This window comes from Enterococcus sp. AZ104, from assembly GCF_050546705.1.
Classification (GTDB): Bacteria; Bacillota; Bacilli; order Lactobacillales; family Enterococcaceae; genus Enterococcus; species Enterococcus faecalis.
On the sequence record NZ_CP172952.1, the window covers coordinates 1,609,648 to 1,625,415 of the forward strand.

At 36.3% G+C, this 15,768-nt stretch carries 18 protein-coding genes; 5 read left to right on the forward strand and 13 right to left on the reverse strand.

Annotation, left to right across the window (positions count from 1 at the left end; genetic code table 11):
• Positions 1 to 227 precede the first annotated feature (227 nt).
• The 6 genes from IGJ37_RS07790 to IGJ37_RS07815 form a co-directional block, all read right to left on the reverse strand.
• A complete protein-coding gene (locus IGJ37_RS07790; protein ID WP_002391270.1) occupies positions 228 to 920 on the reverse strand; it encodes a hypothetical protein in 693 nt (230 codons plus the stop codon).
• A gap of 54 nt (positions 921 to 974) precedes the next feature.
• Entirely contained in the window at positions 975 to 1,193 is a 219-nt protein-coding gene (locus tag IGJ37_RS07795; RefSeq protein WP_002371972.1) for a hypothetical protein, read from the reverse strand.
• Positions 1,194 to 2,030: 837 nt separating this feature from the next.
• The gene (rplS, locus tag IGJ37_RS07800) at positions 2,031 to 2,378 is read right to left on the reverse strand and encodes a 50S ribosomal protein L19 (protein ID WP_002357176.1); all 348 of its coding nucleotides are present in this window, start codon (positions 2,376 to 2,378) and stop codon (positions 2,031 to 2,033) included.
• 143 nt (positions 2,379 to 2,521) lie between these two features.
• Positions 2,522 to 3,262, reverse strand: coding sequence for a tRNA (guanosine(37)-N1)-methyltransferase TrmD (gene trmD / locus IGJ37_RS07805; RefSeq protein WP_002381776.1), 741 nt, complete (start codon positions 3,260 to 3,262; stop codon positions 2,522 to 2,524).
• Positions 3,252 to 3,776 carry a ribosome maturation factor RimM gene (rimM, locus tag IGJ37_RS07810; protein WP_002362017.1) on the reverse strand — a complete coding sequence of 175 codons (525 nt, stop codon included), beginning with the start codon at positions 3,774 to 3,776 and terminating at the stop codon, positions 3,252 to 3,254. Before rimM ends, trmD begins: the two co-directional genes overlap by 11 nt.
• Positions 3,777 to 3,883: 107 nt before the next feature.
• Positions 3,884 to 5,245: an Nramp family divalent metal transporter gene (locus tag IGJ37_RS07815; RefSeq protein WP_002360069.1), complete on the reverse strand. Its 1,362-nt coding sequence runs from the start codon at positions 5,243 to 5,245 to the stop codon at positions 3,884 to 3,886.
• 196 nt (positions 5,246 to 5,441) lie between these two features.
• On the opposite strand from IGJ37_RS07815, the gene IGJ37_RS07820 reads away from it, so the two are divergent.
• The 3 genes from IGJ37_RS07820 (at position 5,442) to IGJ37_RS07830 (ending at position 8,549) form a co-directional block, all read left to right on the forward strand.
• A complete protein-coding gene (locus IGJ37_RS07820) occupies positions 5,442 to 5,816 on the forward strand; it encodes a VOC family protein (protein WP_002381774.1) in 375 nt (124 codons plus the stop codon).
• Between the two features lie 221 nt (positions 5,817 to 6,037).
• Positions 6,038 to 6,646: a TVP38/TMEM64 family protein gene (locus tag IGJ37_RS07825; RefSeq protein WP_002383106.1), complete on the forward strand. Its 609-nt coding sequence runs from the start codon at positions 6,038 to 6,040 to the stop codon at positions 6,644 to 6,646.
• A 100-nt stretch (positions 6,647 to 6,746) separates the two neighbouring features.
• Entirely contained in the window at positions 6,747 to 8,549 is a 1,803-nt protein-coding gene (locus IGJ37_RS07830) for a glycerophosphoryl diester phosphodiesterase membrane domain-containing protein (RefSeq protein ID WP_033917903.1), read from the forward strand.
• Positions 8,550 to 8,594: 45 nt separating this feature from the next.
• Here the strand turns inward: IGJ37_RS07830 and IGJ37_RS07835 are convergent, their stop codons facing one another.
• From IGJ37_RS07835 to IGJ37_RS07855, 5 genes are all read right to left on the reverse strand, one after another.
• Positions 8,595 to 9,281 (reverse strand): Bax inhibitor-1/YccA family protein, encoded by a 687-nt coding sequence (locus tag IGJ37_RS07835; protein WP_002360066.1) that lies wholly within the window; start codon positions 9,279 to 9,281, stop codon positions 8,595 to 8,597.
• Entirely contained in the window at positions 9,274 to 9,759 is a 486-nt protein-coding gene (locus IGJ37_RS07840; protein ID WP_002357164.1) for a MaoC/PaaZ C-terminal domain-containing protein, read from the reverse strand. Before IGJ37_RS07840 ends, IGJ37_RS07835 begins: the two co-directional genes overlap by 8 nt.
• 198 nt (positions 9,760 to 9,957) lie before the next feature.
• A complete protein-coding gene (gene murC, locus IGJ37_RS07845) occupies positions 9,958 to 11,295 on the reverse strand; it encodes a UDP-N-acetylmuramate--L-alanine ligase (RefSeq protein ID WP_002357163.1) in 1,338 nt (445 codons plus the stop codon).
• 154 nt (positions 11,296 to 11,449) lie between these two features.
• Positions 11,450 to 12,403, reverse strand: a complete 954-nt coding sequence (locus tag IGJ37_RS07850) for a hypothetical protein (RefSeq protein ID WP_002371977.1) — start codon at positions 12,401 to 12,403, stop codon at positions 11,450 to 11,452.
• A 117-nt stretch (positions 12,404 to 12,520) separates the two neighbouring features.
• Positions 12,521 to 13,480, reverse strand: a complete 960-nt coding sequence (locus IGJ37_RS07855) for an aromatic acid exporter family protein (protein WP_002360063.1) — start codon at positions 13,478 to 13,480, stop codon at positions 12,521 to 12,523.
• Between the two features lie 102 nt (positions 13,481 to 13,582).
• On the opposite strand from IGJ37_RS07855, the gene IGJ37_RS07860 reads away from it, so the two are divergent.
• On the forward strand, positions 13,583 to 14,194 hold the full coding sequence (locus IGJ37_RS07860) for an FUSC family protein (protein WP_142956471.1): 612 nt from the start codon (positions 13,583 to 13,585) through the stop codon (positions 14,192 to 14,194).
• A gap of 40 nt (positions 14,195 to 14,234) precedes the next feature.
• Here the strand turns inward: IGJ37_RS07860 and IGJ37_RS07865 are convergent, their stop codons facing one another.
• Complete coding sequence (locus IGJ37_RS07865) at positions 14,235 to 15,116, reverse strand: ROK family protein (protein ID WP_002360061.1); 882 nt, start codon at positions 15,114 to 15,116, stop codon at positions 14,235 to 14,237.
• 2 nt (positions 15,117 to 15,118) lie between these two features.
• The gene (gene yidD / locus IGJ37_RS07870) at positions 15,119 to 15,421 is read right to left on the reverse strand and encodes a membrane protein insertion efficiency factor YidD (protein ID WP_002357157.1); all 303 of its coding nucleotides are present in this window, start codon (positions 15,419 to 15,421) and stop codon (positions 15,119 to 15,121) included.
• Positions 15,422 to 15,599: 178 nt separating this feature from the next.
• Between yidD and IGJ37_RS07875 the strand changes: the two genes are divergently transcribed.
• Positions 15,600 to 15,752, forward strand: a complete 153-nt coding sequence (locus tag IGJ37_RS07875; protein ID WP_002362024.1) for an SPJ_0845 family protein — start codon at positions 15,600 to 15,602, stop codon at positions 15,750 to 15,752.
• Positions 15,753 to 15,768: the final 16 nt, after the last annotated feature.

Genomic DNA, 15,768 nt, shown 5'->3' on the forward strand with positions numbered 1-15,768 from the left:
AAAATTTTTAAACTCGTCAAAAACAAAGTAAGCATAAAGAAAAGATATACCACCTAAAAAAATACAAGCAATAGAAATATTAAACGAAAATTTAACAAATAAGTAGAATTTATTCTTTATTTTTTCATTCAAAATCCCTATAGTAGCGATAAAAACTGAGACTATAAAGATTATTAGGATTAACCCTATTACAAGGTACATCTTTTTCAATCCTTTCGTAAACTCTATTAAGTTAATTCAATGTAGCCATTATTGGGTATTTTGTCAATAGAATCTAATAATTTTGCAGCCTGCTTTCCAGGACTTAGAATCGCACTAATAATTAATCCAACTGCTTTATCTTGTAAATAGTTTTTCGCGCCTTTTATTCCTAGCTTCTCGCTTTCTTTAATAATTACTGGAATCATTTCTTTCTTTACAAATTTCTTTGCACCTTCTTGACCCAATGCTTTAACCATTGCAGACACTGACCCAAAACCTCCGATAATTAATACAACATTAAGCGCAGTATCTAAAACTGTTCCTAAGACGTCAACAGAAATCAAACCATGTCCAGCATTTCTAGGTTGTATTATAAAACCTTGCATAGCGTTTGATAGATATTGTTTATATTGCTCTCTAGACATCCCATTTGTACTTCCATTTTGTAAAGCAATATCATATTGTAGATCTAAAACTTTGTTATATAATTCTAATTGAACAGGAGTCATATTTTCTTTATTGAATTCGGTTTCAAATAGAGAAACTCCTTTGTATTGATTGGCTAGCGCCTCCATCCGTTGCTCTAACTCTTTTGTTGTAGAATTTACTTGTACATAGTTACTCTCTTCATTTGCGTATACTGTAGCCCCTGTTGTTAATATCGGTGATAATCCTAATAACATTGCAACCCCAGTAGTAATACATATTCTCTTTTTCAATATTATACCTCCTATTAGTAGTTTTCTTCTACTAAAAAAGTATATATTCATCAACTATTTACCGTCACTCAAATTCCTTAAATACACTATATTTCTCCCTATATCGTTAATAATCTGGGAACTTTCCTTTTTTTTGCATTCACTTGTATCTTCTTGAATCATCTTATTCTTTATAATTGAATCAATAGCTGTTTTTCTCGGAAAGCCACACAAGACTTCTTCTAACGCAAGTTCCATTTTCGCTTTTTTTGATTCTTTCTTTTTTACTTTCATGGTACAATTTCTTTAATTGATTTTTTTCGATTCTATGTCAAGAATTCGAACAAAAAAAACGTGAAACGGAACCATTCTTTTTCAAAACTAAATCTTTCGCTTTTAATGAAGCAGTTTGTGAACGTATTTGTTCTTTCTCGATAAATGAACGTGCGATGTCAATAAGCTCTTCATCTGAATGGTGATTCCATTGATAATGTTGATTTTCTTTCCTATCAATTTTTCTTAATAAGTTATTCCAAGAGCCATATCTTTGAATAATAAACCAGACACTGGGAACTTCTTTGGGAAACTCGTTTAATTTTTCTTGATATTGACTACATGTTTTTATGCTATTTTCTTCGATAAATTGACTAATTTTAAGAAGTAATTAAAGCTCGTTCATATTTTCCAGAATGCCCCTTCTATCTACTTTTTCATAATGTACCTCTAAATAACTATTTGGAACAGTGTGACACAATCCCTTTTTCGTAAAAGGTAATTGTTTTGGTATTTTCTCAAAAGCCCGCTCTTTTTTGCAAGCCTTGGCTCAAAACTGCAAAATTCGGTCAACATTTTGATATTTTTCGGATGACTTCTGCCGTCAATTTTTCTCTGCTATTTGACACTCTTTTGACCACCTTAATCATCAAATTGAGAAAAGCTAGGACAATTTGAGGAAATTTTTGAATCATTGTCCAAAATTTTGATCTTGAGAAAAGCAAAAAGTCCTTGTTAGACAAGGACTTTTCACACTTATGCGACTTCAAAAAAAGTCAATGTTGATTTTCTACTTAATTACACACAAAAACACCCTCTTGCTGAGCAAGAGGGTGTTCGTTTGTCGAATAGTAAAGATTAACGACGGATTTCTTTGATACGAGCTGCTTTTCCGTGTAATGCGCGTAAGTAGTAAAGTTTTGCACGACGTACTTTACCGTAGCGAACCACTTCAATTTGAGCAACACGTGGTGTGTGTAATGGGAATGTACGTTCCACACCAACACCATTTGAAACTTTACGTACTGTGTAAGTTTCGCTGATTCCAGCACCACGGCGTTTAATTACAACACCTTCGAATAACTGGATACGTTCACGAGTACCTTCGACTACTTTCGCATGAACGCGAACAGTGTCACCAGGGCGGAACGCAGGAATATCCGTACGTAATTGTTCTTGTGTTAATTCTTGAATTAATGGATTCATTTTATCCTTCTCCTTATTCCCAAATATTCTTATGGTCACTTCTGCCACAGCGGAATATTGTAATAGTTAGAGCGCATTGCACTCACCAAATTAGTTTACCACAGACAAAATAAGCTGTAAAGAGAATTTTCTTGAAAGTTCCCTTATTTTTGCTCTTCTTGTTTAATTTCCTCTAATAACTTCAACATTTCAGGCGTCATTTCTACTGATTCCAACATGTCAGGTCGACGCAAAAAGGTCCGTCGTAATGATTCTTTTAGTTGCCATTCTGCAATTAATTTATGGTTACCATTCGTTAGCACGGCAGGGACTTCCATATCATTGAAAATAGCAGGTCTGGTATATTGTGGATGCTCTAATAGGCCAGTGGAATGTGAATCCGTTTGTGCAGAAAGATTGTTACCTAAGACATCAGGTAATAAACGGACTGTCGCATCAATCATGACCATTGCGCCTAATTCGCCCCCTGTTAAAACGTAATCCCCCAATGAAACTTCATCTGTGACCATCGTGCGAATTCGCTCATCATAGCCTTCATAATGTCCACAAATAAAAACTAAATGTTCTTCTTGTGAAAATTCCTCGGCCATTTTCTGATTAAACGGTTTTCCTGCTGGATCTAATAAGATGACCCGTTTTGGTTGCTGGTTTGTCTCTTCTTCAATTGCCTTTAGGTTATCATAGATCGGTTGTACTTTTAAAAGCATCCCCGCGCCACCGCCATACGGATAATCATCGACCGTTTGGTGTTTGTTATCTGAAAAATCGCGAAAATTAGAGACATTCAATTCTAATAACTGCTTTTCCCGAGCTTTCCCAATAATTGATTCCCCCATTGGTCCTTCAAACATTCTAGGAAAAAGAGTTAATACATCAATTCTCATCGTCAATCAATCCTTCTGGAATGTCCACATCAATCCGTTGATTTTCGACATCGACTTTTGTAACAACGCCTTCAATATACGGTAAAAGTAAATCTTTTTTCTTTGGTCGTTGGACGACCCACACATCATTCGCACCAGGAGATAAAATTTCTTTAATTTTTCCCAGTTCACTACCGGTTTCATCATAAACAGTGGCACCAATGATTTGGTGATAATAAAATTCGTCCTCTGCCAATTCAGCGAGATTGTCTTTTTCAACTTTTAAAATACCGTCACGATATTTTTCAACATCGTTGATATTTGGATGTCCTTCAAAGCTTAAAATGTCAAAATTCTTATGCTTGCGGTGGGACTTCACGACCAATTCAATTGGTGCTTTTTTCTCTTGAAATAGCAGTAACGTTGCCCCTTTTTGATAACGTTCTTCTGGAAAATCCGTTTTCGAAATGACCCGAACTTCCCCTTTGATTCCTTGTGTGTTCACAATTTTTCCTACATTTAAATAATCTGTCACGTGAAAGCCTCTCTTCCTTGTATTTCATCTTTCCTATTCTACCATTTCTTACGCGCAAATTCTATGAAAAAACAAAGGCCAACTTTTCCAGTCAGCCTTTGTTTTTATTAATTCGTTAAACCAGTTAATGTGCCATAAATTAAAAATAAATTCAATAACGTCAAGGCAATAGCAATAATCCAAGCTAAAAATTTCACCCACGCTGGATTCGCAAATTGGCCCATTAATTTTTTATCACTTGTATACATCGTTAAAGGAATAATCGACACTGGCAAAGCAATACTTAGGAAAACTTGCGTATAAAGTAACAAGTCTTCAACAGCCGTTTCGCTACCGCCATAAATAATGACACAGATAATGACTGGCACAATTGCTAACAAACGAGTTAACACTCGTCTTGCCCACAACGGCATTTTTAAATGAATAAAGCCTTCCATTACAATTTGTCCTGACAGCGTACCTGTAATCGTTGAATTTTGACCCGAAGCCAGTAAAGCAATTGCAAAAAGAATACTTAACACTGGGCTAGCAATATTACCAACAATATCTGGATTTTTCAGAGCATCAAATAAATCAACGAATTTACCTAATTCACTGTTGGTTCCATAAAATAATGCTCCTCCTAAAATTAGCAACAAACAATTTACGACAAAAGCGACAGTTAATTGAATATTTGAATCCCAAGTAGTGAAACGAATTGCTTTGGCTTTCTCAGCATCATCGTTACGATCAAATTTCCGTGCTTGCGCAATGGAAGAATGCAAATATAAGTTATGGGGCATGACTGTCGCTCCAACGATCCCCAAGGCTAAAAATAACATGGATTTATCTGTCGCTATTTTTGTGTCTGGAATAAAACCTCGTAATACTTCACCAACATTTGGATCTGCTAATGCCACTTCATAAGCAAAAACAAAAAAGATGACTGCAATTAAACAAGAAACAATTGCTTCGATTTTGCGAAAGCCTAACTTTGTCAGTAGCAAAAGTAATAAAACATCAAACGTTGTTATCAACACACCAATTAATAATGGAAAACCAAATAATAATTGCAAAGCAACGGCACCACCAATTACCTCAGCGATATCTGTTGCCATTATGGCTAACTCCGTCACCACCCACAAGGCAACGCCCGTTCGTTTACTTGTATGCTCTCTAGTCGCTTGGGCTAAATCCATTCCTGTCACGATTCCTAAGCGCGCAGCCATACTTTGTAGTAACATGGCAACTAAACTAGAAAGCAAAATCACACTAAGTAACGTGTACTTATATTCCGCTCCGCCAGCAATTGACGTAATCCAATTTCCTGGATCCATATAACCAACAGCCACTAAAGCGCCAGGTCCGCTATAGGCTAACAAAGTTCGCCAAAAGCTTGCGTTTTTAGGTACCTCGACGGTATTATTTATCTCTTCTAAACTAGGTCCATTTGCATAATTAAGCATTTTTTCCGTTTTCTTTTCTTTCATCCAACATCCCTCAATCTATCTTGTTCACACATTCCACTTTTAGGTACACCTAAAACTAGTTAACATAATTATAGTCTACTTATTCTTCGTTGTAAACTGTTACATTTTAATTTTTTAAGCACTTTCGCTATAAATCGTTTGGTTTTTACCAAAAAATCCCTTACACTTATTTTATCATAGATCGGAGGTTATGAGGATGAAGTTAGATATGGTCGGTATTATCGTCAACGATATGACACAAGCACTCTCTTTTTACCAAACGCTAGGTTTTAACGTGCTGGGAGAAGCTTCGCCTGATTACACAGAATTACAAAACAATGGCGTCAGGATTTCTTTAAATTCACTACAAATGATTACTGGTGTCTATGGGTTTGCGCCTAGCCAGCAAGGCGATAAAATCGAACTTGCTTTTCTTTGTGAAACGGCCGCAGAAGTTGATAACACCGTGAAAAAAATGAGCCAAGCTGGTTACATTGTTTTTAAAGAACCTTGGAATGCACCTTGGGGCCAACGATACGCAATCATTAAAGACGTGGATGCAAATTTAATTTCACTCTTTGCCCCTCTATAATATTACTAAAAGATGCACCACTTCCGTTTCTTTAACTCTCTTTCGAAAGATCAGTGCAGAATGGGTCTTAAGTAGGATGTCTTTTCTGTCTCTTTTTTTGTATAATAAACTTATCAAATGATGTGTATCTTACAACTTTGTTCGTTTGCAGAAAGAACAAACGATGTTTTTTATTGATAAAAAGTTATATACTAAAAGTACGATGAGTATAACTAAAGGAGATGAGAAATGTGAGTGTTACCCTATCTAGAAAAATTGTTAATATTATTTCCATTTTGGGCATTGTTGCAACCATAATTGCAACCATCTATTTTATCCGATTAGGTGTCTTCAAGGACATCAATGCACTAAGAGGACTAGTAGGGCAATCTGTCATTCTCGGTCCGATTATTTTCATGTTAATTCAGATTATTCAAGTGGTTATTCCGATTATTCCTGGTGGTGTTAGCTGTGCTGCAGGGGTCTTGATTTTCGGGCCAACAATGGGCTTCGTCTATAATTACGTTGGTATTGCACTTGGCTCTATTATCATTTTCTTATTAGGTCGTAATTATGGGAAACCATTCATTATGAGCCTTGTCAGTGATAAAACATATAACAAGTATATCGGTTGGTTAGACAATGAAAAACGTTTTGAACGATTGTTTGCTTTAGCAATTTTCTTCCCGATTGCACCGGATGATGCGCTTTGTTTAATGGCCGGTTTAACAAAAATGTCTGTGAAAAAATTTACTCTGATTATTCTATTAGCAAAACCTGCTTCTATCTATTTATATAGTCTTGCGTTAATTTATGGCGGTACATTTTTAACTAGCTTACTGGGAATGTAAAATAAATAAAAAAGCGAACGGACTAAATCAAAACTCTGCCTGTGTCAGTTTGATTTAGTCCTTTTATTATGGAATTTTGGTAGAAACTGGGGGACTTTTGATGTTTAGTTATTTTAAAAATAGTATTGTGAATACGCTAGATTTTCTTAAAGGGACAACGGCGTATTTTCGCGATGTGCTCTTGATGCACGGATTTATGTTATTCGTTCTATTGCCTTTATTGACAAGTTTGTCCAAATTGGTACTCAAAGAAGGTGGGATTGATTATATTTCCTACGATAACTTAGGGGCAATTGCTACGCAACATCCCTATGTCCTTTTGACTTTTCTACTAATTGGGCTGTTAATTTTACTGGCGCTCTTTTTTGAATTTACCTTTTTATTGCTTAGTGTTTATTTTATTAAGAAAAAGCAACCAATTACTCTAACGCAATTATTGCACGGCACCTTGCTTCAGATAAAAAAAGTTCGAGGAATTACCTTTCTGTTTTTCCTAGCATATTTCTTTTTGATTTTACCATTAAGTGGGTTAACCTTCCGCTCTTATTTATTAACAAGAGTTAAGATTCCAGCCTTTATCTTAGATTTTATTTTTGCAAATCGCGTCATTATTATTATTGGTTTCGTATTGTTAGAGCTGATTATCTTATATTTAGCGATCCGACTTGCTTTTGCCCTTCCAGAGTTGATTTTACGTGATGTTGGTTTTCGTGAGTCTTTAAAACGTAGTTGGCAAATTACAAAGCGGCGCTTTTTCCAGATTTTAGGACAATTTATTATCATTGGTGGAACTGTTTTAGGGATTTTTACGGCTGGCTATTTCTTGATATTTTTAGGTCAAACCGCAGTCGAAACGTTTAAACCTGAGTGGTCTTTACCTAGCGCTGTCATCGCTATGACACTCCTTCAGGTTATGATGCTCTTAAACTTGGTGTTGTCTAGTGTTGCTATTTTTTACATTATTGTTGATGATATGGAAGATGAAGGGATTTTGCCTGACATGCCAGAATGGTTCACCCCGAAATCAGAGGTTCGGGTAGAATGGACCACCTTCAGAGTCGTTCTTTTTTGTTTGATTGCAATCATCTTCGGAATTGGTGTAGGCACCTATAATACGAATTACCTAAGTCATACACCTGACCGAAAACCGGTTACCATCTCCCATCGTGGTGTCAATGGTAGCAATGGCGTTCAAAACACCTTAGACTCTTTAATCGAGACCAATAAAGCAAAACCTGATTATGTTGAAATGGATATTCAAGAAACCAAAGACCATCAATTTATTGTCATGCACGATTTTAATTTACGGGCGTTAACGGGCGTTAATAAACGACCGAATCAATTAACACTTAAAGAATTAACGAACATGAATGTCACAGAAAATGGTCAAACTGCTAAAATGGTTTCTTTCGATGATTATTTAGCCAAAGCCAATCAATTAAAACAACGTTTATTAATTGAAATCAAAACCACGCCTCAAGATAGCCCTGATTTAGTACAGCGCTTTGTCAAACAATACCGTGAAAATATTTTAGAAAACGGCCATATCCTTCATACCTTAACCTATGATACGGCGATGGCCTTAAAGAAAGAAGAACCACGCTTTTATGTAGGCTACGTTATTCCTTTCAACATTGTGGGACCGCCTAAAATGCCAGTTGACTTTTTTACTATGGAATACAGTACAATGAATCGTAACTTTGTAAATGCCGCTCATCATGATGGGAAAAAGGTTTATGCTTGGACAGCAAATGATGAAGATGTTATGACACGAATGATTTTTTATGGCGTCGATGGCATCATTACCGATCAGCTCAGTCTACTGAACGAAACAATGAAAACCGATTTAGAAAACCCAACATACTCCGATAAACTGTTGAATTTCGCTATTGGAATGGGTTAAAAAAAGAGCCAATCTGCTGAGCAGATTGGCTCTTTTACGTTCATGTTAGTTGTTTTTACCAAAAATTCTTAAGAAAGCTAAGAATAAGTTGATGAAGTCAAGGTATAATTGTAATGCGAAGAAAACGGCCATCCCAGTACCTGCTTGATCACCTGTTTGCGCATAGACTTGGCGTATACGTTGGTTATCATAAGCAGTAATCCCTGAGAAAATTAGGACCATTAAAATGGAAATAAAGAATTCTACAGCATTACTGTGTAAAAGGAACATATTTAGCAACATCGCAATGATAATTCCGATTAAGGCACTATAAGCGGCATGACCAACTGCTGATAGGTCTTTCTTCGTAAAGACACCTACTAATGACATCGCGCCAAAGGTAGCTGCTGCACTTAAAAATGCGCCGGCCACTGTTCCACCAGTATACATTAATAACGTCACGGATAAAGTGACACCATTTAATAATGCATACGCAACAAATCCTGCAATCGCAATGGTTGGATTCTTCTGTGCTTTTGCGCCTAGATATAAAACTAAGCCAATTTCAACAAGCCAAATCATCCAAAAAGCTAAGCTTGATTTGAATAAAGTAGCTAGAACAGGTAAAAAGACAGTTGTCATTGCATAAGCCATGATTGCGCTAATACCAATTCCTAACGCTAAAAATCCGTAAATTTTGGCATAAAATTTATTCAAACCTGTGCCAGTTTGGATATACTCTTGATTATTCATAAGTTAAAGTCCCTTCTTTCTCTGTTAGTTCATCAATCGTCACTTGGGGTGGTTGAACCATCACCACTGCATCTAACACGCGATTTTCTTGCTCATTAACAGCCTCAACTGAAATGGTAATCACATCTTTCATTTTGTCGACTTTGATTACTTCTAATTGGAAAGTCAATGTTTCGTAATGAAAAACGGGTTCCACAAAGTTCACAGAGAAATTCACAACATGTGAACCTGGTCCTGGTAAATGTTTTGAAATCGCACTAGTGATAATTCCCATCAGCATAATTGATGGTACGATTGGTTTTTCATATTCTGTTTTTTGGGCATAATCATGTTGGATATATAAAGGATTCGCATCATTGGTCAAGCCCAAGTAAAGTAATAAGTCCTTGTCTTCAATTGACTCTGTCAAGGACAACGAATCTCCCTCTTCGATATCTTCGATGGTTTTGCCTAATTTTCTCGGTTTTCCGATATTCAAATTAGTACACCTCCGTTATTGATAAGATAATTGTACCAAAATGTACTTAAAAGGCAAGTTAAAAAGTAGTCTTTAAAGGATGTTTAAACAAAACCAATTTATCTGCCATGCTAGCATTCTAAAAACAAACAACGGAACAGGAGCAGCTTCTTATTTTTTGAAGCCAGATACCCCTGTCCCGATTTTGTTTATGTTCTCTTATAAAACGTTTCTAGTTGTGTTACTTAGTAATGTTTCGTAAGCTTGTTCAAATTTCTGAACGTCGCCAGCGCCCATAAAGACCACCACTGCATTTTCAAAATCTAGTAAAGGTGACACATTATCTTCGGTAATTACTTGTCCACCTTTTTGAATTTTTTCACCTAAATCTTCAATGCGTACCTCGCCTTGTGTTTCACGCGCAGAGCCAAAAATATTACATAAGAATACTTCATCTGCCAAATCCAGTGCTTCAGCAAATTCATCCATTAAGGCAATTGTTCGTGTAAATGTATGTGGCTGGAAGACAGCAATAATTTCTTTGTCAGGATATTTTTGACGAGCGCCATCAATCGTTGCTTTAATTTCAGCTGGATGGTGCGCATAATCATCAACAATAATCATGTCACTGACTTTTTTCTCGCTAAAACGACGTTTTACACCTTTAAAACTTAGCATTTCTTCTGCGACTTTTTGCATATCAAGTTTTTCAAAATAAGCCACAGCAATCACACCTAGCGCATTCATGATATTGTGATGACCAAATGCTGGTAAGACAAAATGACCTACAAAATCATCCTTGTGATAAACATCAAAAGATGAGCCTTCCGTTGTTCGTTGAATATTTCGGGCTTGGATATCATCCTCTTCGCTGACGCCATAATAATAAACTGGCACTTCTGATTCTAACTGGCGAAGATACTTATCATCACCATAAGCAAAAATTCCTTTTTTGACTTGATGAGCCATTGTTTGGAACGCTGAAAAAACGTCCTCAATGCTCTTGTAGTAATCTGGATGATCAAAATCGATATTCGTCATAATCGCATAATCTGGTGAATAAGCCAAGAAATGACGGCGATATTCACACGCTTCAAATGCAAAGAAATCAGCATCTGGTTCGCCGTGGCCAGTGCCATCCCCTATTAAATAACTAGTTGGATTGATACCACTTAATACATGTGCTAGCAAACCAGTCGTACTTGTTTTCCCATGTGACCCTGTTACAGCAATGCTTGTATACGGTTCGATAAAACGAGCAATGAAATCGTGGTAACGAATTACTTCTGCGCCTAATTCGATGGCGCGGGCGATTTCCTCATGGGTATCTGGAAAAGCATTTCCAGCAATAACAATCATGTCTTTATCAATATTATCTGCATTAAATGGTAAAATAGGGACACCTGATTTTTCAAGATCCCGTTGTGTAAAGAAATACTCTTCTACGTCTGATCCTTGAACGTTGTAGCCTTTTTGGTGTAAGACCAACGCTAATGAGCTCATGCCAGAACCTTTAATTCCGACAAAATGGTATAATTTGTTCTCTTGATTTCCCATTATAATCCTCTTCTCTGTCACTATATAAAACATACCTTTTTTAAAAAAAATTCAATCATACGAGATTCATTATCGTATAAAACAAAAAAATAATCAACTATTAAAACAGAATAAAAAACTTACATGTTTCAAATCCACATGTAAGTTTCATCTCTTAACTAAAATATTTACTGTTTTCTAATACAGAACTTGAATCTTCTAGCATCCCACTTAATGATTTATCCAAGATGCCCTTTTTCTTCTCTTCTGTCACAGGTGCTTCCGGCTCCACTTGAGCATTCGCTTTAGCTAATTTTTTCCCATAAGCAGTTTGACTTTTAGCATTTTTCTTTGCGGCATTCAAACGGGAACGCGAACGTAAATCCAACGCATCTTCGCCAAAACGTTCTAAGTCTGGTTTGATTTGTTGATATTGTCGTCTAGTTAAAGGAATCTCAGGTTCTGAGGTTGGAATATTAAACTTCCGCACCGTTGGATCTTCTTCCGTATCTTTCACTTGAAAAGCCGTTGGTTCATCATCAAGAATGACATATGAACGCCGATCTTTTTTCATTGCTTTTAGCAACTCTTCTTCAGTAAAACTAGGTTCCTGTTCCTCAGGAATCACAGAAGCCGGGATATATTTAGGAACAAAATAAGAAGGTGTCGTTTTCTGCACTAATGGTGATGCGGCAGGTCTACTTGGTTTCGCTACGACTTCTTTTTTTTTATACGTTTGTGTCCAGCCATTTCCTTTTGGCGTCCCAAAAAGGCTATTATTTTTTTTCGTTGCTTGTTTATTTTTCGTTGCTTTACTAGCATGTTTTGTGTAGTCTGGCAAATTAGAACGATGACGTGCTAATTGCTCTTGTTGTGCTGCCGTTAATTGTTGTGTTTGTTTATTTGTAGTTGATTGATTCGTTGTTGGTTGTTGGACGGATGGTGTGCTTTGTCTAGTATCTTCGGCAGATGTTGCAGTTCTTCTGCTACCAGACATTGCTTTACCAATCAGATCATCTTGAAATAAGTTACGTTCATTATCTGTTGGTAATTTTACGCCCTGTTCATCATCATACGCTGGAAAACGGAAATGTTTTCTCTTCACTTGAGCATTATCCATTGCGGTCATTCCTTTTATTTTTCTTTCTCATTAGTTTAACACATTCTCAATGAATACTAAAGAACTTGCCTGAATTTTTAAGAGAACAAAAAAAGAAACCTCCGTTTAAAAAGGTTTCTTTTTTGTTTATTTATCTAGTTGTAATTTGGCAAAGTCCGCTTTGACTTGAATGAATGACTGAAACAATTGTAAAAACTGAAAGAGTCGCGCCCGATTTTCAAATTCACTTCTTGTTTGCGGCAATGGTTTTGTGCGATAGGTTTCATAAACGGTCTTAATTCGATTCATAATTTCTTGTCCATCATTATTCTCTGCAAATGTTTCTGCCGTATATTCCAATAATTGTTGAATATAGCGAACTTGTTGCGCATCAACAGTAATATCTTCTAATAATTCCAACATGTTTTTTAGAATATTACTTTGCATTTTTCTCATCGCAAAGTACTCTAAATAATACGTATTGGTAGACAGCAATTGATTCTCGGCATGATTTTTGGCCCACGTCTCGCCTGTGCGAATAAAGGTTTTTAAATCTGCACAATGCATGACCAAATTTCGCTCTCCTGCAGCGTTGTTTAAATGTAGCGCCATTTCCCTTAAAATTTTACGAAACATTGTTTCAATGACTTCTTGGTCTTCTCTTAAACGTTTTTCTGTATCAGGCATATAAGAATTAGCTAATAACGCTAGTCCCACACCAATACTCATTAATAAAAACTCATTTCCAATAATCGCCCAAGAAAGATTTTTTTCGACTAAATAATGAGTTACCAAAACGGAACTCACAACAATCCCATCAGATAATTGAAAATACACAGCTGCTGGAATAAATAATAACAAAAAAATACCAAAAGCAATCGCTGTAAAACCTAAAAAAGTAAAACAAATATACGCTAAAATAGTTGCTAAAGCTAAGGATAACAAACGATAAATTCCTGTCATGACAGATGTTTTTTTCGTGCTAGTAACACTTAAAACTGAAATAATCCCTGCCGAAGGGGCATAAAGTAATCCCAGTTTTTCCGCAATAATCATTGCTAATGCAGCGCTAATGGCTGTCTTGACTGTTCGTAAACCAATTTTCATGCATACTCCCCTTAAAAAATAATAATTCTTCACTTTTCTCTAGTAATTTTACCTCTATTTCGGTTATCATTAAAGAGAAAAGTTATTTAGGAGCGAATATTTATGATAGTGGGTCGATTTCGTTTAGGCATGCGAACGTTAAAAACAGCAATTGCTGTCATGCTGTGTATTCTTTTATTTCAATTTTTCCATCGTGGCTCACCTATGATTGCCTGTTTAGCAGCTGTTTTTTCGCTAAGACAAGATTTAAATACCAGTTTGTCTTTTGGAAAATCGCGCATTATTGGAAACACATTGGGTGGCTTTTTAGCTTTGCTTTATGTATTAGCACAAGATTATTTTCCTAATCAACACTTAGTAGAATTACTGCTACTACCACTTTTAGTCATTATCGTCATCGTTGTTTCTGATGGGATTAATAACAATGCTGGGATCATTTCTGCAACTGCGACACTTTTAATGATTTCTTTAAGTATTCCGCAAAGCGATTCCTTTCAATATGCAATGGAACGTGTGTTGGATACATTCATTGGGACCTTTATAGCGATTGGTTTAAACGTCTTTTTACAACCTAAGCCAGCAGAAGAAGCCCATGAAATTTCTGAAGATTTAGCTGAATTAGAAAAGAAAGAAAAAGAACTAGAAACTTTACGCCAACAAGTTCAAGCGCGGATTGACGCAGAAGAAAACACTGACGACAAGGCAAATAAATAAAGAAACAGCCGATTGAAGAGAACAACAATCGGCTGTTTCTTTATAGTTCCCAATTCGTTTTTGCTTGAAAGTTGGCGGCTGCGCCAATCAAGTTGGCATCATTTTGATAATGACAGGTCACGATTTCTGGAACAAAATCTTTTAATTCAAAGGTTTGTAAATGCGTTAGCATCCGGCGATTAATCTCTGCTAATAAGCCTTCTTTAGCAGAAACACCACCTCCGAGTACAATCATTTCAGGATCATAAGAAAACTGTAAGCCGAATAATCCTTGTGTTAAATAATCATAAAAATTATTGACTTCTTCGCGAGCAATCTCATCCCCTCGTTGTGCCAGTTCAAAAACTTCTTCTCCTGTCACCGCCTGTTTTTCGACTCCAATTCGTTCACAATAGCGCTGAGCCATTTTGACAGCTGTGCCAATTTCACTGAATGTTTGGCCATTACTTAAAAAGTTCAGTCCAAACTCGCCTCCATATAAATGAGCGCCTTTGTACAATTCACCATTGCGAAAAATCGCTCCGCCAATTCCTGTCCCAATAACGACAAAAAGCACTTCTTTTTTCCCTTTCGCCGCGCCTTCATATATCTCAGCTAAACCAGCACAATTCGCATCATTTTCGATAGTCACTGGTAAGCCAAACAACGCTTCTAATTCTTCATAAATGTTAAAATGATGAATATATGGAATGGCGGAAATCCCTAAAATCTGTTGACTTTTTTCGTCAACTACTCCAGGTGAACTAAAAGCAACACCACTAATCGACTCATTTCTTTTGTCTGCATAAACCGAATATAAATGCGCTTTCATTTCTTCCCAAGAGCCAGGTGTTGGAAAGCTCCCTTGATTTGTTAATTCTTTGCCTGTCCAAACGCCGTATTTCACGGAAGAACCGCCAAGATCAAATGCTAAAATTGCCATATTTATCCATCCTTTTCTACTTCTGTTTTCTTATTTCTTCGATACGTATACGGTCCATGATAGGTCTCATCAGGATTTTTCGTCAAGCGAAATTTCAACGGAACATAGTCAATGCCGCCTTTAACAAAAGGATGACATCGTAAAATCCGTGCTACCCCCATCGTTGTTCCTTTGACACTTCCATGTGTATGAATTGCATCAATCATATATTGTGAACACGTTGGGTAATAGCGACAACGTGCAGGCAATCCTGGAGAAATAAATCGTTGATAAAAACGAACACCGCCGATTAACGGATTTTTCATAAAGTGCCTTCTTTCTAACTAATTCTTACTAAAGAATAGCTTGTTTTTTCATGTTTGGCAAGTCTTAGTTACGAGAAATTACACCAGGTGCACCTATGACGAATTCTTACATTTCTGTTGCTATCCAAATGAAAAAAAACGTGCTACACTATAAAAAAAAGGAATGGAGGCTTAGTAAATGGGATTAAAATTTGAACGTTCCAATGACTTAGATAAACTCTTCGATTCTTTCGCCGTTGATCCATTAAAGAAAGAAGTACCTCTTGAAGAACTGGCAAAACAACGACAAGAAGCAAAAAAAGAAGAAGCAAAAAAACAAGCAAAAGAGTAATTTTGCTTGTTTTTTT